Source organism: Intrasporangium sp. (assembly GCF_051961875.1).
In the GTDB taxonomy this organism is placed as follows: Bacteria; Actinomycetota; Actinomycetes; order Actinomycetales; family Dermatophilaceae; genus Intrasporangium_A.
This window is the reverse complement of record NZ_JBQCCV010000060.1, coordinates 1-17,910: the sequence shown is the minus strand read 5'-3', so window position 1 is coordinate 17,910 and position 17,910 is coordinate 1. Positions and strand designations below refer to the sequence as shown.

At 71.4% G+C, this 17,910-nt stretch carries 15 protein-coding genes and 1 tRNA gene; 11 read left to right on the top strand and 5 right to left on the bottom strand.

The window, feature by feature from the left end; translation table 11 throughout:
• The first annotated feature begins 329 nt into the window (after positions 1-329).
• The 4 genes from ACTHJJ_RS03805 (at position 330) to ACTHJJ_RS03790 (ending at position 5,556) form a co-directional block, all read left to right on the top strand.
• On the top strand, positions 330-1,295 hold the full coding sequence (locus tag ACTHJJ_RS03805; protein ID WP_440301605.1) for a TIGR03557 family F420-dependent LLM class oxidoreductase: 966 nt from the start codon (positions 330-332) through the stop codon (positions 1,293-1,295).
• A gap of 10 nt (positions 1,296-1,305) precedes the next feature.
• Positions 1,306-2,121, top strand: coding sequence for an MBL fold metallo-hydrolase (locus ACTHJJ_RS03800; protein WP_440301604.1), 816 nt, complete (start codon positions 1,306-1,308; stop codon positions 2,119-2,121).
• Between the two features lie 221 nt (positions 2,122-2,342).
• The gene (locus ACTHJJ_RS03795) at positions 2,343-4,097 is read left to right on the top strand and encodes an FAD-dependent oxidoreductase (protein ID WP_440301603.1); all 1,755 of its coding nucleotides are present in this window, start codon (positions 2,343-2,345) and stop codon (positions 4,095-4,097) included.
• Positions 4,090-5,556, top strand: coding sequence for an adenylate/guanylate cyclase domain-containing protein (locus tag ACTHJJ_RS03790; protein ID WP_440301602.1), 1,467 nt, complete (start codon positions 4,090-4,092; stop codon positions 5,554-5,556). The genes ACTHJJ_RS03795 and ACTHJJ_RS03790 overlap by 8 nt, the downstream gene beginning before the upstream one ends.
• 42 nt (positions 5,557-5,598) lie before the next feature.
• Here the strand turns inward: ACTHJJ_RS03790 and ACTHJJ_RS03785 are convergent, their stop codons facing one another.
• Positions 5,599-6,000: a VOC family protein gene (locus ACTHJJ_RS03785; RefSeq protein WP_440301601.1), complete on the bottom strand. Its 402-nt coding sequence runs from the start codon at positions 5,998-6,000 to the stop codon at positions 5,599-5,601.
• 351 nt (positions 6,001-6,351) lie between these two features.
• On the opposite strand from ACTHJJ_RS03785, the gene ACTHJJ_RS03780 reads away from it, so the two are divergent.
• Complete coding sequence (locus ACTHJJ_RS03780) at positions 6,352-7,371, top strand: LuxR C-terminal-related transcriptional regulator (RefSeq protein ID WP_440301600.1); 1,020 nt, start codon at positions 6,352-6,354, stop codon at positions 7,369-7,371.
• 71 nt (positions 7,372-7,442) lie between these two features.
• On the opposite strand, the gene ACTHJJ_RS03775 is transcribed toward ACTHJJ_RS03780, so the two are convergent.
• Both ACTHJJ_RS03775 and ACTHJJ_RS03770 read right to left on the bottom strand, forming a co-directional pair.
• Positions 7,443-7,525, bottom strand: a tRNA-Leu gene (locus ACTHJJ_RS03775).
• Positions 7,526-7,709: 184 nt separating this feature from the next.
• Positions 7,710-9,059, bottom strand: coding sequence for a MinD/ParA family ATP-binding protein (locus ACTHJJ_RS03770; RefSeq protein ID WP_440301599.1), 1,350 nt, complete (start codon positions 9,057-9,059; stop codon positions 7,710-7,712).
• A gap of 178 nt (positions 9,060-9,237) precedes the next feature.
• Here ACTHJJ_RS03770 and ACTHJJ_RS03765 point away from each other — a divergent pair, with 178 nt between their 5' ends.
• The 6 genes from ACTHJJ_RS03765 (at position 9,238) to pknB (ending at position 16,780) form a co-directional block, all read left to right on the top strand.
• Positions 9,238-10,041 (top strand): FhaA domain-containing protein, encoded by an 804-nt coding sequence (locus tag ACTHJJ_RS03765; protein WP_440301598.1) that lies wholly within the window; start codon positions 9,238-9,240, stop codon positions 10,039-10,041.
• A 10-nt stretch (positions 10,042-10,051) separates the two neighbouring features.
• Positions 10,052-10,579 carry an FHA domain-containing protein FhaB/FipA gene (locus ACTHJJ_RS03760; protein ID WP_440301597.1) on the top strand — a complete coding sequence of 176 codons (528 nt, stop codon included), beginning with the start codon at positions 10,052-10,054 and terminating at the stop codon, positions 10,577-10,579.
• Between the two features lie 4 nt (positions 10,580-10,583).
• Positions 10,584-11,969 (top strand): PP2C family protein-serine/threonine phosphatase, encoded by a 1,386-nt coding sequence (locus ACTHJJ_RS03755; RefSeq protein WP_440301596.1) that lies wholly within the window; start codon positions 10,584-10,586, stop codon positions 11,967-11,969.
• Positions 11,966-13,360, top strand: coding sequence for an FtsW/RodA/SpoVE family cell cycle protein (locus ACTHJJ_RS03750; RefSeq protein WP_440301606.1), 1,395 nt, complete (start codon positions 11,966-11,968; stop codon positions 13,358-13,360). Before ACTHJJ_RS03755 ends, ACTHJJ_RS03750 begins: the two co-directional genes overlap by 4 nt.
• The gene (locus tag ACTHJJ_RS03745) at positions 13,357-14,817 is read left to right on the top strand and encodes a peptidoglycan D,D-transpeptidase FtsI family protein (protein ID WP_440301595.1); all 1,461 of its coding nucleotides are present in this window, start codon (positions 13,357-13,359) and stop codon (positions 14,815-14,817) included. The genes ACTHJJ_RS03750 and ACTHJJ_RS03745 overlap by 4 nt, the downstream gene beginning before the upstream one ends.
• Before the next feature lie 91 nt (positions 14,818-14,908).
• The gene (pknB, locus tag ACTHJJ_RS03740) at positions 14,909-16,780 is read left to right on the top strand and encodes a Stk1 family PASTA domain-containing Ser/Thr kinase (RefSeq protein ID WP_440301594.1); all 1,872 of its coding nucleotides are present in this window, start codon (positions 14,909-14,911) and stop codon (positions 16,778-16,780) included.
• Between the two features lie 89 nt (positions 16,781-16,869).
• Here the strand turns inward: pknB and ACTHJJ_RS03735 are convergent, their stop codons facing one another.
• Positions 16,870-17,502, bottom strand: coding sequence for an aminodeoxychorismate/anthranilate synthase component II (locus ACTHJJ_RS03735; RefSeq protein ID WP_440301593.1), 633 nt, complete (start codon positions 17,500-17,502; stop codon positions 16,870-16,872).
• A gap of 43 nt (positions 17,503-17,545) precedes the next feature.
• The coding region (locus tag ACTHJJ_RS03730) for a DUF881 domain-containing protein (protein WP_440301592.1) at positions 17,546-17,910 on the bottom strand (365 nt) is incomplete at its 5' end.

Here is a 17,910-nt window from a genome sequence, read left to right as displayed (position 1 = left end):
GACCACGCAGCAGGGCGGGGCGTGGCCTATCTATGGGTACCATTTCTTGTTCTTGCCGTGGGGGCGGGGTTTTTTCGGGGCGGGCGTGGTGCCCCAGGGCGCGCCCACGCGCGGCCCCACGGCCGTCGGCGAGGGGGCGTCGGCGGTCCTGACCGTCTGGCAGTACCGGGCGGCCGCCGGCCTCTGAGCCGGGTGGGACGGGGCGCCCACTCGACGCTGGGACGGGTGGGGCGGAGCGCTCACTCGACGCTCGGACGGGTGGGACGGGACGCTCACTCGACACCGGAGGGGAGTGGATTGGTCCGGACACCAACGGGTAGGCGGTGGCCATGGTTTCGATCGGCTACACGATGATGTGCGAGCAGTCGCCGCCGAACCTGCTCGTGCGGGACATCCAGCGGGCAGAGGACGCCGGGTTCGACTTCTCCGTCATCAGCGACCACTTCAACCCCTGGCTCGAGGAGCAGGGTCACTCCGGCTATGCGTGGTCGATCCTTGGAGCGGCCTCCCAGGTGACGTCGCGGATCCCGCTCATGACCTACGTGACGTGCCCGCTGGTCCGCTACCACCCGGCCGTCGTGGCGCAGAAGGCTGCGACGATGCAGATCCTCTCGGGCGGCCGGTTCCGGCTCGGGCTCGGCGCAGGCGAGAACCTCAACGAACACGTCGTCGGCGAGGGCTGGCCGGCCGTCGGGCAGCGGCACGAGATGCTCGACGAGGCGGTCGAAATCATCCAGCTCCTCTTCAGCGGCGAGCAGGTGAGCCACCGGGGGACCTACTACCGGGTCGAGTCGGCGAAGCTCTACGACCTGCCCGACGAGCGGGTGCCGATCGGCGTCGCGTGCTCCGGCCAGGAGTCATGCACCATCGCGGGTGGCCGCGCCGACCTGATGATCGCAACGGAGCCCAAGGCCGAGCTCGGCGAGCTCTTCGATGCCGCCGGCGGCGCAGGCAAGCCACGGGTCGGGCAGATGCCGATCGCGTATGACGTCTCCCGCGAGGCCGCTGTGAAGCGGGCCCACGAGCAGTTCCGCTGGACCGGCCTGGGTTGGCCGGTCAACTCCGAGCTGCCGACCCCTGCGGCATTCGCGTCGGCGTCCGCGTCGGTGCGGCCCGAGGACATCGCCGAGCAGGTGGCGTGCGGGCCGGACGTCGACCAGGTCGTCGAGAAGGCGAAGGCCTACGTGGACGCCGGGTTCACCGAGCTCGCACTCGTCCAGATCGGTGCGGACCAGCAGGAGGCATTCTGCATCTGGGCGGAGAAGGAACTGCTGCCCGCCCTGCGGTCGCTCTGAGGAGGCCGCGATGTCGGACGCAGCCGGTGGGGCGATCGGGTCCCTCCAGTTCGTCGGCACGGCGACGACGGTGCTGCGGCTCGGCTCGTTCACCCTGCTCACGGACCCCAACTTCCTGCACCGGGGCCAGCGCGCCTGGCTCGGCTGGGGCCTGTGGTCGAAGCGCCTCACGGAGCCGGCACTCCATCCGCGCGAGCTGCCAACACTCGACGCCATTGTCCTGTCGCACCTGCACGGCGACCACTTCGACCGGGTCGCCCGCCACTCGCTGTCCCGCGAACAGCCGGTGGTGACGACACCACAGGCCGCCGAGCGCCTGGGTGGATGGGGCTTCCGGACCGAGGGACTCGACACGTGGTCGACACACCGGCTCACCTCCGGGGACGAGACGCTCACCATCGAGGCGGTGCCCGCGATCCACGCACGAGGAGTGCTCGGCCGGCTGCTGCCGCCGGTCATGGGTTCCTTCATCCGCTGGCGACCCGCCGCCGGCCCCGAGCGCAGCCTCTACCTCAGCGGTGACACGTTGACCGGTGACCACCTCGACGAGATCGCCGAGCGGTGCGGCACCCCCGAGGCCGCTGTGGTCCACCTCGGCGGGACGAGGGTGCTGTTGCGCACGGTGACGATGGACGGCCGACAGGGTCTCGACCTCCTTCGCCGAGTCCGCCCCGGACGCGCGGTCGCCGTCCACCACAGCGACTACGGCGTCTTCCGGTCCCCGGTCGCCGACTTCTTCGGCCGGGTGCAGGCCAGCGGCCTCGCCACCTCGGTCGCCGTGCCGCTGCCGGGGCTGACGGTGCCGCTCTGGAGTGCCTCGGCCTGACGCGCCAGCAGAGCCGGGACCAAACGCACCAGTAGGTTCCCGCCCTGCGGGACCAACCGTACGTGCGCGGCACCGTCCTGCGGCTCATGCGGGGCGCGGAGGAGGCAGCTCGAGCAGCGAGCCGCTCGCGGCATACCGCCCCTTTCTGCCGGCGGGACGTCGGGCGTACCTTTCAGGGATCGGGAGGCAACTCCCACCCCATGGATGGACGGGGGCCCACCATGACTCGACCACTCTTGCTCGCCGTGGACCCGGACGCCGAAAGCCTGGCGCGGATCGAGGCCGAGCTGTCGCGCCGGTTCGGCTGCGACTTCCGGGTGCGGGGGGAGCTCGAGGGCTCCGTCGCGCTGGCCCAGCTCGAGCTGGCGGCGGCACGGGGCGATCCGGTCGCTCTCGTGCTCGCCGACGCCTGGCTGCCGGACACCTCCGGAGCCGAGCTGCTCGGCAGGGTGCGCTCGTTGCATCCCGACGCAGGCCGGGCACTCCTCGTGCCGTGGGGCGCATGGGCCGACCGACGCACGGCCGACGAGATCCTCCGCTCCGTCGCGCGGGGCGACGCCATGTACTACGTCCTCAAGCCGTGGTCGTCACCGGACGAGCTGTTCAACCGGACAGTCGCCGAATACGTGCAGGGCTGGTCGCGCACCGTGACGAGCAGCGGTCGCGAGGTGGTGGTCGTCGGCGAGACGCGGGACGTTCGAGGGCACGCCGTGCGAAGCCTCTTGGCCCGCAACGGGATCCCACACGCCTTCCTCGACCGGGGCACGGCGGAGGCGAACGAGCTGCTCGCCCGCATCGGCGGCCCCGCGGCGGGGAGCCCGCGTGGACCGCTCGTCGTGTTCCTTGCCGCCCTCGGTGGGCAGGTGCTCCTCGACCCCACCGACGTCGAGATCCTCGAGGCGTGGGGCATTCGCACCTCGCTCGCCCCCGAGGACCGCGACGTCGACCTGGTGGTCGTGGGGGCGGGCCCGGCCGGACTCGCCGCCGCGGTGTACGCCTCGTCCGAGGGCCTCACCGTCTTGTGTGTCGAGGAGCAGGCCCTCGGCGGACAGGCCGGCACGAGCTCGTTGATCCGCAACTACCTCGGCTTCTCCAGGGGTCTGAGTGGCGCAGAGCTGGCGCAACGCGGGTTCCAGCAGGCCTGGGTCTTCGGGGCACGTTTCGTCCTGACTCGTCGCGTCGACCGGATCCAGCCCGTCGGCGGACCAAGGAGGGTCGTCGTCCGGCTCGGCAGTGAAGGTGACGTACGGGCGGGTGCGGTCGTCCTCGCCACCGGCGTGGACTACCGACGCCTCGGTGTGCCGTCCCTCGAGGCGCTGGTGGGGTCGGGAGTGTTCTACGGGGCGAACGTCTCGGAGGCGCACGGCCTCACGGGGGCACACGTCGTCATCGTCGGCGGAGGCAACTCGGCCGGTCAGGCCGCCCTCCACCTCAAGCGATATGCCGCAGACGTGGCCATCGTCATCCGGACCCCCGACCTGTCCGCGACAATGTCGCGGTACCTCGTCGACGAGATCGGCGCCAGCCCCACGGTCACGGTGGTCCCCCAGGCGGAGCTCGTCGGCGGTGGCGGCGACGGATGGCTGACCGAGGTGACCCTGGCCGACCGGGAGAGCGGCTCACGGCACACCCTGCCCGCCGACGCGCTCTTCGTGATGATCGGCGCTGAGCCACGCACCGACTGGCTCGGTGAGGGCGTCGCACGCGACCGGTGGGGGTTCCTCCTGACCGGGTCAGACGTCCTGCCGACGTCCGCGGCCGCCGCGCTCGGCACGGGCTCCGCAGGGTGGATGCTCGACCGGCCGCCCCTGCCCCACGAGACCTCGGTGCCCGGGCTGTTCGCGGTCGGCGACGTCCGCAGCGGCTCGGTCAAGCGGGTCGCGTCGGCCGTCGGAGAGGGCTCCGTCGTCCTGTCGGAGGTACACCGGTTCCTGGCCCTCAGCAGAGCGGCGTCGCCCGACCGGGCCGATGCCTAGCAGGGCCGGGGCGGTGGGCCCCGGCGGGGCCGTCACTCCGCCCGAGGGCGGCAGCGCCGCACCCGCACCTGCGGCTCGCCGTCGGGCGTCGGAGCTGCTCAGCGGGCTCGTCCTGCTGATTCCGCTCGCCGGCCTCGCCCTGCTCCGCCTCCAGCCCCGGCTCGACGAGCAGTACCAGCACGACACGATGCACTTTTGGCTCGTGCTCGGTGCCGCGGCGCTGAGCGCGGCCGTCGCCTACGGCACCGGGTCCGCTGCGTCGACGCGCGGCGACGTTCGCGTCATGTTCGTGTCGCTGGCCTTCCTCTCGGCGGCGGGCTTCCTCGGGCTGCACGCCCTCGCCACACCGCACATGCTCCTGCCCGCCGCCGGAGCTGGGTTCAACTTGGCGACACCGGTCGGTATCGCGCTGGGCTCGCTCTTCGCCGTGGCCTCCGTGCTCCCGCCGATCCTCAACCGCCCGGTCCGGTCCGTGCGGACAGCCCGTGCCATGCGCCTCGGCCTGCTCGCGCTGATGGCTCTCTGGGCCGTCCTGTCGCTCCGGCGCGTGCCCCCGTTCGCGCAGGGCCCCGGCCTCGAGCGCGCCTCCGGGCTCATGCTCGCCGCCGCCATCGTTGCCACGGTGCTCTTCGCGGGCTCCGCCGTCGCCTATCTGCGGGTCTGGCGCCGGCGCCGTGGGCTCCTGCCCGCGGCGATGGCCGCGGCCCTGGTCCTGCTCGCCGAGGCGATGATCGCGGTCACCGTCTCCCCCAACTGGCACTACAGCTGGTGGGAGTGGCACGTCCTGCTCCTCAGCGCGTTCGCCCTCGTCGCCTGGGGCGCCCAGCAGTCCTGGCACGAGGAGCGCTTCGCCGGGCTCTACACCGAGCAGACGGTCGCGGGACGCCGTGAGATGACCATCCTCTTCGCCGACCTGCGGGGGTTCACGACCTTCTCGGAGGAGCACGACCCGGCCGAGGTGAGCGAGATGCTGAACACCTACTTCACGGCGGTGATCCCGGCAGTCGTGAAGCGGCACGGAGGTCAGGTCGACCGGATCATCGGCGATGCGCTCATGGTCACCTTCAACCGGTTGGGCGACCAGCCCGACCATGCCCTGCGTGCCTCACGGGCCGGCCTCGAGATGCAGGAGCGGACCGCCGGGATCGCCCGGGCACATCCCGGCTGGCCGCGCTTCCGGGTCGGGCTCAACACCGGCGAGGTGCTCGTGAGCCTGCTCGGCGGCGAAGGCGGACGGACCCACACGGTCATCGGCGACGCCGTCAACGTCGCCTCGCGCATCGAGGGCCAGGCCCCCGTGGGCGCCGTCGCGATCACGGCGGCCACCCTCGCGCATCTGCCCGACGCAGTCACCGAACCGCTCGGCCCGCTCGAGCTCAAGGGCAAGGAGGCGCCGGTCCAGGCCTTCGTCCTCCGGGCCCTCCCGGACGTGCAGCCGACCCGGCACCGATCGCAGTGACCCACCGGCCCCGGGTGGGCGGCATACGAATCGGCGTGTCACTCAACCGATTCGGATCGCACGCGTCTCGCGTGGCCGCTCCTGCTCTCCGCGCTCGATGCAGAACTCGTTGCCCTCGGGGTCGGCCAGCGTGACCCATCCGGAGCCGTCGTCCTTTCGGTGGTCGCCGACGATCGTCGCGCCCGCTGCCACGGCACGCTCGACGGTCTCGTCGCGGGTGGCCCCGTCGGGGCTGAAGTCGAGATGGACGCGGTTCTTCGCGGTCTTGCCCTCCGGCACGGGGATGAAGAGCAGCCCGATGCCCTGCTGCGGGAACGTCGGCGCGACGAGCACCTCCGGGTCGTCGTCATAGAAGACGTTCCAGCCGAGCAACCCAGCCCAGAAGTCCGCGAGCGGTCGAGCGTCGGCGCAGTCGAAGGTGATGTTGTGCACGTGGATTGTCATGGGTCGCAGTGTCGCGCACCGGGAGCCGGTATGCCGCTGGGTTTCCCTCCGCTGTCGGGCCGGCCGCGCTCGGGCTGGGCGACGATGGCCGGTCCCGGCCCCTGGTATTCCCTCCGATGTACCAGGGACCGGTGCGTCGGAGATGCCGAGAGCCATTCCCCCCTTGGATGTCCCGGCGCCCCGCGCGTGACCGGGCCAACACAGAGTGCCAGCGTCGGGGACCGTGGGGTATCGGCCGGAGACCGAACCTGCGCCTCATCCTTCGGCCTACGCGCGGTGAGTGGTGGTGGCATCTGCGCGTACTTACCGGGAGTATGTCCGCGTGAGACAGGGGATGTCAGGGGACGAGCGATGAGCGGCGGGCTGTCGGACCCAGCGCTACGAGCGCTGCGGCACGCCGACCAGGTGATCAGGGAGACGGACCGGAACGACGTGTTCCGGGTGTATGACGCGTGCCGTGCGGCCGTCGGTGCGATCGCGCCGCTGGACGACTTCTACATCGCGCTGGTCACGCCCGCGGACCGGCGGGTGTCCTACCCGTACCTCTTCACCAACGACAGCTTCGAGGAGGCGGGGTCGGTCACCTACGGCCCGAACGGGCTGACCGCGTGGATGCTGGCGAGTCGTCGCCCGTACCGGTTCTCCGACGACGACGGCGCCCTGCTCAACCGGGGGAACCTCTTCGGTGACGCCGACCCGTCCAGCGACGCGTTGGTGGTCCCGCTGCTCGGACTCGAGGACGGCGAGGTCATGGGACTCATGGGCGCCCTGTCCGACACTCCGAACGCCTTCGCCGACGAGACGATGCGCGCGATGGAGTGGCTGGCGGGCCTCGTCGTCGACCGCCTCCAGTCCGGGCACCCGAACCGCCGGCTCAACCTGCGCCTGGTCTACCCCGAGCTCGAGGACGACGGCCGGTCCGGCCGGCTCACCGCGCTCAACGCCGCCTCCCGCGAGCTGACCGAGCTGGCGGCGGCGCTGACGGAGCTCGCTCGGGGGACGGGACGTGCGGACGGGTCTCGCGCGGGATCGGCGGCCCGTCCTGGGGCCGGGTCCGCGGACCCGGAGCTGCGCGCACGCCTGCTGGCGCTATCGCGGCGCTGCTTCGAGATCCAGGCGAGCCTCGTGACCCGCCTCGGACCGCAGGACGACGTGCCGACGGACCCGCTCGCGGTGCTCTCTCCCCGGGAGCGGTCGGTGGTGGACCTGCTGACCGGTCCCGACGGCGACCCGGGCAACGCCGGCATCGCCGCCGCGCTCGGGATCAGCCCGGCGACGGTCAAGACGCACATGTCGTCCCTGCTCGAGAAGCTCGGGCTCGAGCACCGGAGCGAGCTGCGTTGGCTGGTCCGGAGCGTCGGCCGCCGCTGACCGGCGCCGGGTCGCCCTCCACAACGCGACGGGCCCCGACCATCCAAGGTCGGGGCCCGGCGCCTCACGCGTGCGCGAGGGGGGATTTGAACCCCCACGCCCATAAGGACACTGCCACCTGAAGACAGCGCGTCTGCCGTTCCGCCACTCGCGCGTGACAGTGCCCCAGTGTGCTGCATGACCCCCGGGAACGCCAAACCGAGTCCACGGCGGGTCGGACGGCACTCGGATCCGGCCGCCGTCAGGTCACCCGTCGTGTCGCGGCAGGTGTCGTCAGGGCGACAACACCCGCGACACCAGGGGCGACCTGCCCGGCGACGTGACCGAGAACCGGGCGGTCAGAGGCCGTCGACGACCGAGGCCGCCATCTCCATGCAGGCCTCGTGGGTGTGCTTGTCGATCTTCGCCGGGTCGAGGTGCAGGCCGGGGGCGAGCGCCGGGTCGTAAGGGATGTCGACGACCTCGCGCACCCACTGCTCGAAGTGCTCCCGGGTGTGCACGCCGGCGCCGGGGTCGCCCTTGGCCGAGGTGTGCGAGATGACGCAGACCGCGTTGCGGACGAGGTCCTGGCGCCCCATGGCGACGAGGGCGTCGAGGTTCTTCGCGGCGACGACGGAGGTGTCGTCCTTGAGCGACGTCGCGAAGACGAGCATGTCGGCGCGCTGGGCAGCCGCGAGCCAGTTGGGAGCGAGCCGGTTGTTGCCGGTGTCGACGACGATCATCCGGTAGAACCGCGACAGCTGGGCGTGCAGCGACTCGAACTCCTGCTCGCCGATGATCCGCATCGCCTCGTCGTCGTCGGCCGAGGCGAGCACGTCGAAGTTGAGGCCGCGCTGCTCGCGCACCCAGTGCTCGAGCTCCGAGGTCCCCGCGTTGGGGTCGTTCGCGATCGTCGGCAGCGCGCCGAGCAGGTCGACGACGGTGCGGTGGTGGCTCTGCGACGGCGCGCGCATGCCGAGGGTGCCCTCGGTCTCGTTGTTGTCCCAGGCGAGCACCGACCCGGACCGGTAGCGCCCGAGGTAGCTCGCCAGCATGAGCGTGACGAGCGTCTTGCCGCCGCCGCCCTTGGTGTTGATCACCATGATCGTCTTGCGGCCGTTGAGCGGCCGGGCGATGCGGTCGGCGCGCTCGCGCTCGAGCCGCTCGGACCGGCCCGGTCCCATGCCGAACGCGCGCCGCAGCCCCGAGCTCGCCTTGACCTTCTGGCGCAGGCCCTTCGAGCGCGCGGTGATCAGCTCGTCGGCGTGCGGCCCCACCCCGCTCCGGTCGGTCGTGTATGGCGCGGAGCCGGCCTCCGCCGCCTCGTGCAGTGCCGCCGTGGTGTCGACGGTGCGGGCGGATGCGTGATCGGTCTCCGCGGTGTCGGCCGAGCCGGCGGGGCGCCACGACTGGTCGATCTTGAGCTGGATCGTCGCCGTGTCGTCGGCGTGCCAGGAGGTCGGGGAGTAGGCGCCGTCACCGGACGCGCTGGTGCCCGTCTCGTCCGCGGCGGCGGTCGCGGCGGCCCAGTCGGCGTCGCTCCACGTGCTCGACCACGGGTCGCTCGTCTCGGCCTGCGGCAGGGGCAGCTCGAAATCGTTCGGCACCGACGTGTTGGATGGGTAGCCGGGCAGGCCGGCGCCGTCGTCGACCTGCTGGTCGGTCCACCCCCAGTGGGCGTCGTTGCCGTTCGTCTTCTCGTTGCTCATCGAGAACTCCCTATGATGGCCTGTCGCTCCGCCGAATGGTCTCATCTTCGGGCCTCCAGACAAACCTCGCAGCACGGGACCGTCACCCGGACGTGCGACGCGTCCCGGGTGCGGTACCGGCGCGTGCGGGCACCGCCCGGTTACGATGAATCGCCCGCTTTGTGAGAAGGAGTCGTCCGTGGGAATCATCAACCGTGTCGAGCACGGGCTCGCCAAGGCTGTCCACGGTGCCTTCGCCAAGGCGTTCAAGTCGGAGGTCCAGCCCGTGGAGATCGCCTCGGCGATCCGCCGCGCGATGGACGACCGGGCCGCCCTCCTCGGTCACGGGCGCGCCATGGTTCCCAATCTCTACACCATCGAGCTGAGCCAGACGGACTACGACCGCCTCGGCGACTACGAGGACGAGCTCGCCGACGACCTCGTCGCTGCGGCCGAGGAGCACGCCGAGTCCCAGGGTTACCAGCCGCACGGTCCCCTCAAGGTGACCCTCGTCGAGGGCGAGGGTCTCGAGACCGGGGTGTTCCGGGTCCGTCCGGCGACGGCCAAGCGCATCGACCAGGGTGAGGTGGCCCCCGCCCTGCAGCACGTGCCGGCGCCCCAGCCGGCTCGTGGTCACCCCGTGCCGGCAGGGCCGGCGACCGCCGTCGACCATCCGGCACCGCCCCGGGCCGCCCGGAGCAACCCGTCCGCCCGGCCCTGGCTCGACATAGCCGGCGACCGCTACCCGCTCCTCGGGAGCATCACGATCATCGGGCGCGACGAGAGCGCGGACGTCGTCGTCGACGATGCGGGTGTCTCACGTCGGCACAGCGAGATCCGCGTGACCAACGACGGCCCGCACCTGGTCACCTCGATCCGCGACCTCAACTCGACCAACGGCACCTTCGTCAACGGCGACCGGATCACCTCCCAGCGGCTGGAGGACGGCGACCGGATCACCCTCGGCCGGACGTCGGCGACCTTCCGCGCCGGGCGACGGTGAGCGGTGACGGATGAGTGAACTGACCCTCACCCTGCTCCGGCTGGGCCTGCTCGCGCTGCTGTGGATCTTCATCTTCAGCATCGTCGGCGTGCTGCGGACCGACCTCTACGGCACGAAGGTGTCGCGCCGCGGCCAGCGCAAGGCCCCCGCGCGGCAGGAGCCGGTGGCGGCATCGGCCGGACGGCGCGCCGCGAAGGCCCCGGCACCGGAGGCCGCGCGCCGCTCCCGCCCCGGTCGCAAGGGCGGCCCGCCCACCCACCTCGTCGTGACCGAAGGTCCCCTCGCCGGCACGTCGCTGCCGCTGCGGGGCTCCGGGGTGCTGATCGGCCGCAACCCCGAGTGCGCCCTCGTCCTCGACGACGACTACGCCTCGGGCCGGCACTGCCGCATCTACCCCGGCGGCGACGGCTGGATGGTCGAGGACCTCGGCTCGACGAACGGCACCTACCTGGGCCGTGACCGGCTGACCACGCCGCGCCCCGTCGAGATCGGCTCGGCGCTGCGTATCGGCAAGACCGTGATCGAACTGCGGGGTTGATCGCGTGGCCATCGCCCTGCGCTTCGCGGCGCGCTCCGACCTCGGCCTCGGGCCCAAGTCCCGCAACGAGGACTCGGGTTATGCCGGGCCGCACCTGCTCGTCCTCGCCGACGGGATGGGCGGACACGCGGCCGGTGACGTCGCCTCGTCGATGATCGTCGGGGAGCTGGCCCCCCTCGACGACGAAGCCATCGGCGCCGACCAGGCGGTGACCCGTCTCGAGCAGGCCCTCCGGCAGGCGAACGACCGGCTGAGCAAGGCGATCCGCGAGAACGACGAGCTGACGGGCATGGGCTCGACGACGATCGCGCTGCTCCGGGCCGGCAACAAGATCGCCATGGCGCACATCGGCGACTCACGCGCCTTCATGCTCCGCGGTGACACCTTCACCCAGATCACCAAGGACCACTCCTTCGTCCAGCAGCTCGTCGACGAGGGCCGGATCACAGGCGAGGAGGCGAGCCGGCACCCGCAACGCTCGGTCGTCACCCGGGTCATGACGGGCCAGCCCGACGACGAGCCGGACACCTCCCTGCGCGAGGCGAAGGTCGGTGACCGCTTCCTCCTCTGCTCCGACGGCCTGTCGGACTTCGTGGGCGCCGACGTCATCGAGGAGATCCTCAAGGAGGCCAAGACCCCGGCCGAGGCCGCCGAGCGGTGCATCGAGGTCGCCCTCAAGGCGAGCACCCGCGACAACGTGACCGTCATCGTCGCCGAGGTCGTCTCGTCCGACACGGAGCTCACCTCCACGACGCCGCAGGTGGTCGGCGCCGCCCAGAACCGCCTGCGTGCTCGCACCCGCGCCATCCCGACGAGCCCCGCGGCCAAGGCGGCGGCCCTGTCCCGCGAGGCCACCGGCCGAACGGAGGAGGACGATGCCGTCGAGCTCGCAGAGGAGGGCACCGACCGCGGCCGCCGTGGCAAGGCGATCCGGCGCGGCCTCGGCGCCCTCGTCATCCTCGCCGTGGTCGTCGCGGGCGGGTACGCGGCCTACGCCTGGTCCCAGACCCAGTACTTCGTCGCCGCCGAGGCCGGCAAGGTCACGATCTTCCGCGGCGTCTCGCGGGACCTCGGTCCCCTCTCGCTCCACCACGTGGAGATGCAGAGCGACGTCGCCGTCAGCGAGCTGCCCACCGACGTGCAGGGCTCGATCGACGCAGCGATCCCCGCGCAGAACCTCGCGGACGCCGTCACGAAGGTGTCGACACTGCGCCAGGAGGCGGACCGCTGCCGAGCCCTCGCCGAGAGCGGCACCCCGTGCGGCAACACTCCGGTGGTGACGCCTTCACCCAGCGGCATACCGACGCCGACCCCCAGCCAGAGCGCGAGCCCGGCCCCGACCACGGCGACCGTGCACGCTTCCTCCCCGACACCGGCGGTGGCCCGGTGACGACGACCGTCGAGCCCGTCGCGCCGCGCCCGCGGCGCGGTCTCGAGCTGCTCCTGCTCCTGCTTGCCATCGCGATCGTGCTGCTCGCGTGGGTCTCGGTCGACCTCAACCGCAACGGGACGGTCCCGGCCAACATCGTGCCGGTCGCGGGCGGCCTCGTCGTGCTGGCCGTCGTGGTCCACCTCGTGCTCCGGTGGCGGGCGGCGTACTCCGACCCCGTCCTGCTGCCGATCACGACCTGCCTCAACGGTCTCGGCCTCGTGATGATCCACCGGCTCGATCTCGCGGCCGGGCACCTCGGCACGGACGGCACGGCATACCGGCAGATCCTCTGGACCGCCGTCGCCGTGGGGCTCGCCATCATCGTGGTCTTCGTGCTGCGCGACCACCGGTTGCTCCGGCGCTTCACCTACTGGTCGCTGCTCACCGGCTTCGTCCTGCTCGTCCTGCCGCTCCTGCCCGGCATCGGTCGGAGCGTCAACGGGTCGAGGATCTGGATCGGGATCGGCGGAATGTCCTTCCAGCCGGGCGAGTTCGCCAAGATCGCCCTCGCCATCTTCTTCGCGGGCTACCTCGTCGAGGCCCGCGACGTCCTGTCCCTCGCCGGCAAGAAGGTGCTCGGCTTCACCTTCCCGCGCGGGCGTGACCTCGGCCCGATCCTCGTCGCCTGGGTGCTCGCCGTGCTCGTCCTCGTCTTCGAGAACGATCTCGGCACGGCGCTGCTCTTCTTCGGCCTCTTCGTCGCGATGCTCTACGTCGCGACCGAGCGTGTCTCGTGGATCGCGATCGGCCTGGCCCTCTTCGCCGCGGCCGTGGCCTTCGCGCTGTCGACCTTCTCGCACTTCCAGACCCGGGTCACGCTCTGGCTCGACCCGTTCTCCGCGTCGAGCCTGCAACGGTCGGACCAGCTGGCCAAGGGCCTCTGGGGCATGGGCTCCGGCGGCCTCACCGGGACGGGCCTCGGGGCCGGGCGGCCCTACCTGACGCCCTTCGCGGAGAGCGACTTCATCTTCCCGAGCCTCGGGGAGGAGCTCGGGCTCTTCGGTGCCGTCGCCATCATCGTGCTCTACCTGCTCTTCGTCGAGCGGGGCATCCGCACCGCGCTCGGTGTCCGCGACGGCTTCGGCAAGCTCCTCGCCATCGGCCTCGCCTTCTCCGTCGCCTTCCAGGTCTTCATCGTCATCGGCGGGGTCACCCGGGTCATCCCGCTCACCGGCCTGACCACGCCGTTCATGTCGCTCGGCGGCTCGTCACTGCTCGCGAACTGGGTCATCATGGCGATCCTGCTCCGCATCTCCGACCACGCCCGGCGACCCATGCCGGAGCTCAACGTCACCCCACCACGGGGCTCGACGTCGGCCGACGCGACCCAGGTGGTGAGGCTGCCATGAACGCACCGGTCCGCCGCCTGTCCGTCGTCATCGCGCTGCTCTTCGTCGCGCTGCTGGTCGCCTCGACGTCGATCCAGTTCTTCCAGAGCCAGACCCTCGCCGCGATGCCGGCCAACAAGCGCACGCTCCTCGACAACTACTCCCGCGAGCGCGGCGGCATCATGGTCGCCGGCAAGCCGATCGCGGAGTCGGTCGCGGCGAGCGACCAGTACAAGTGGCTCCGGAAGTACCCGATCGGAGAGCTCTACTCGCAGGTGACCGGCTTCTACTCGTTCGGGGTGGGCAACCCCTACGGGCTGGAGCACGCTGCCGACGGCCTCCTGTCCGGCCAGGCCGACACCCTGTTCGTGCGCCGGGTCACCGACCTCATCACCGGCCGCCAGACCTCGGGGGCGACCATCGAGCTCACGATCAACCCCAAGGCGCAGCAGGCCGCGGACCAGGCCCTCGGCAAGAGCCGGGGCGCGGTCGTCGCCCTCGACCCGAAGACGGGCGCGATCCTCGCGATGGTGAGCCACCCGCAGTACGACCCCAACGCGCTGGCGAGCCATGACTTCGGCAAGGCGGCGCAGGCCTGGCAGAAGCTCTCGACCAACCCGGAGAAGCCGTTCCTCAACCGGACGATCGACGACCTCTACCCACCGGGATCGACGTTCAAGGTCGTCACCGCCGCGGCCGCGCTCGAGAACGGGCTCGTTGCCGACGCCAACTCGCAGGTGCCAGGACCCGCGGTGCTCGACCTGCCGCTGACCGACGCCACCCTGCCCAACGAGAACCGGCAGCCGTGCGGCCCGGGCAACAAGACGACCCTGCTGCACGCCCTCGAGATCTCATGCAACACCGCCTTCGGCTCGCTCGGCATGGAGCTGGGCGGTGAGAAGCTGCGGGCGCAGGCCGCGAAGTTCGGCTTCGGCGACAGCCTCTCCACCCCGATGCGCGTCGTGCCGAGCAGCGTGCCCGCCGACCTCAACGCCCCGCAGGCGGCCCAGTCGGCCATCGGCCAGTACGACGTGCGGACGACGCCGCTGCAGATGGCCATGGTGGCGGCGGGGATCGCGAACCAGGGGCGGGTGATGACGCCCTACCTCATCAACCGGGTCCGCAGCGCCGATCTCGACATCATCTCCGGCGCACCCCAGCCCCAGGAGCTCTCGCAGGCGGTCTCGACCCGCACGGCCGACATCCTCAAGAACATGATGGTCTCCGTCGTCGACAACGGCTCGGGCGCCCGGGCGCAGATCCCCGGTGTGCGCGTGGCGGGCAAGACCGGCACGGCCCAACACGACCCGAACCAGGCGCCGCACGCGTGGTTCATCAGCTTCGCCCCGGCGGACGACCCCAAGATCGCCGTGGCCGTCATCGTCGAGGACGGCGGCGTCACGCAGAGCGAGGTCGGCGGCGGCCGCGTGGCGGCCCCGATCGCCCGCGCCGTGATGGAGGCGGTGATGGGCCGGTGACGACCTGTGGGAGACAATCCTGCAAACCAGACCCCAAGTGCAAGCAGACGGATGGGACCGGGCAGTGTCAGAACGATCAGAGGTGGACGGTGTGAGCACCACCCCGCGCGTCCTGGGCGGACGGTATGAGGTCGGCCGGCTCATCGGGCGAGGCGGCATGGCCGACGTCCATCTTGGGCACGACACCCGGTTGGGGCGGACCGTCGCCATCAAGATGCTGCGCTCCGACCTGGCCCGCGACCCGAACTTCCTGACCCGGTTCCGCCGCGAGGCGCAGTCGGCCGCGGGCCTCAACCACCCGGCCATCGTCGCGATCTATGACTCGGGTGAGGACGAGGTGGAGGCACCCGGCGCCTCGACGGTGCCCCTGCCCTACATCGTGATGGAGTATGTCGACGGGATGACGCTGCGCGACCGGCTGGTCCACGGCGCCCCACTCGAGCCCGAGGAGGCGATCCGTCTCACGGAGGGCATTCTCGACGCGCTCGCCTACAGCCACCGGATGGGCATCGTCCACCGCGACATCAAGCCGGGCAACGTCATGCTCACGACGGCCGGCGTCGTGAAGGTGATGGACTTCGGGATCGCCCGGGCGGTCGCCGACACGGCCGCGACGATGACCGCGACCCAGGCCGTCGTCGGCACCGCCCAGTACCTCTCGCCGGAGCAGGCGCAGGGCCAGACGGTCGATGCCCGCTCCGACCTCTACTCGACCGGCTGCGTGCTCTACGAACTGCTCACCGGACGCACCCCGTTCACCGGGGACTCGCCCGTCGCGATCGCCTACCAGCACGTGGGCGAGCAGCCACAGCCGCCGAGCGTGTGGAACGCCAGCATCGGGGGCGACCTCGACGCCGTGACGCTGCACGCGCTCGCCAAGGATCGGGAGGCCCGCTACCAGGACGCCGGCTCCTTCCGTCGCGACCTCGAGAACGTCCGCGGCGGCCGGCCCATCAGCAACGCCGCCCTCGGGGCAGCCGCGGCGCTCGGGGCTGCGGCGACGACGCAGACGATGCCCACGGCATACGCCAGCCCGGGCGCGCCCACCGTCGTGCAGACGCGCGTGGGGCGCGTCGCCGACAACACGGCCGGGATGCCCGCAGTCGGCCGCCCCGAGGAGGTCGCTCGCGCCCAGCGCAAGGGCAACGGGGGCAAGGCCGCCCTCATCACCCTGCTCGTCATCGTCCTCCTCGCCGGGATCGGGTGGCTCGCGGCGCTGTGGTTCGGCAACCAGCAGCCGCCGGTCGTGACGACGACGGTGCCGCGCCTCGTCGGCCTCACCGCCCAGCAGGCGGAGTCGGCGCTGGCCCAGAAGCACCTCAAGGGGTCAGCCAGCGAGGAGGCGAACAGCGCCGAGAAGGGCAGGATCTTCAAGCAGGACCCGGCCCAGGGCCAGACGGTCAACGAGGGCACCACGATCACCTACGTCGTCTCGACCGGTCCCGACACCGTCAAGGTGCCGGACGTGACGGGAATGTCGGTGGAGGGCGCGACGCAGGCTCTCAAGGACGCCGGCCTGACCGTCTCCGGTACGAAGGACGTCAACGACGCGACGCAGGACAAGGGCAAGGTCGTCTCGACGAGTCCGGCCGTCGGGCAGACCGTCGACGTGAACTCGGCCGTCTCGCTCAACCTCGCCTCGGGCAAGGTGGAGATCCCGGACGACCTCGTCGGCCAGCAGTGGACGATCGTCTCGACACGGCTCGCCAACGAATACCACGTGATCCCGGTGCCGTCGTATGTCGACTCCGCCGACAAGACACCGGGTGAGGTCCTCAGCGTCGAGCACGCGGGGGATGCGGTCAAGGTCGGCTCGCGGCTCAAGGTGGAGGTGGCCCAGTCGCCCCTCCCGACCCAGACGATCACCGAGACCCAGACCGTGACGGCACCACCGTCGACACCGAGCGACACGCCGAGCTCCAGCGAGACGAAGCCCGGCGGGGGCGGCGGCGGCAACGGCTGACCGCATACGGCACATCAGCGCAGGCGGCGGGTCCCTGAAGGGGCCCGCCGTTCGCATTTCAGCGGCGGACCCGGCTCACCCGCGCCACATCAGACGGCGGCGCTGACGAGGGGGCTGAGGCCGTCGGACCGGGCGACGGCGCCATCGTCCCCGCAGAGGCGCAGGAAGTTGGCGAGCATCCGGTGCCCACCCTGGGTCAGCACGCTCTCGGGGTGGAACTGCACGCCGTGGAGGGGCAGGTCGCGGTGACGCAGGCTCATGACCACGCCCGACTCCGTGCGACCGGTGACGACCAGCTCCGGCGGGACGGTGTCCGGCAGGACGGTGAGGGAGTGGTAGCGCGTCGCGGTGAAGGGAGACGGCAGCCCCTCGAGCACGCCGGTCCCGTCGTGCAGCACCTCGGACGTCTTGCCGTGCAACAGCTCGGGTGCGCGCCCGACGGTCCCTCCGAATGCCGCCGCGAGCGCCTGGTGGCCCAAGCACACGCCGAACAGCGGCCGCGCATCGTCCGCGCAGGCGCGGACGAGGTCCATCGAGACGCCCGCGCCCTCCGGGGTGCCCGGCCCGGGCGAGATGAGGACGCCGTCGTATGCCGCTCCGTCCCGGGGCGCGACCGTGTCGTTCCGCCGGACGTCGCAGTGCGCGCCGAGCTGCTCGAGGTAGCCGACGATCGTGTAGACGAAGCTGTCGTAGTTGTCGACGACGAGGATGCGCGGACCCATGGGCGAAGGCTAGCCGGTGCGGACGTGGTGTCGACGAGCCCGCTCAGCGGATGACCTGGGCGTGGCTCTGCTCCACCGAGCCGGAGTAGGCCGGGAACTTGGTGTTGCCGTCGACGGAGACGTCCCAGCCCAGGCCGACGGCAGCGACATACTGCTGGTAGATCTGGATGGTCGGATCTGCCGTGAGCGAGCGCTGCAGCGCACCCGTGTCGCCGATCGCCTTGATGACGTAGGGCGGCGAGTAGACCCGGCCCTGGAGGATGAGGGTGTTGCCGACGCAACGGACGGCGCTCGTGCCGATGACGCGCTGGTCCTGGATCATCATCGCCTGGGCGCCGCCGGCCCAGAGCGCGTTGACGACGGCCTGGACGTCCTGCTGATGCACCACGATGTCGTCGGCGGTGAACT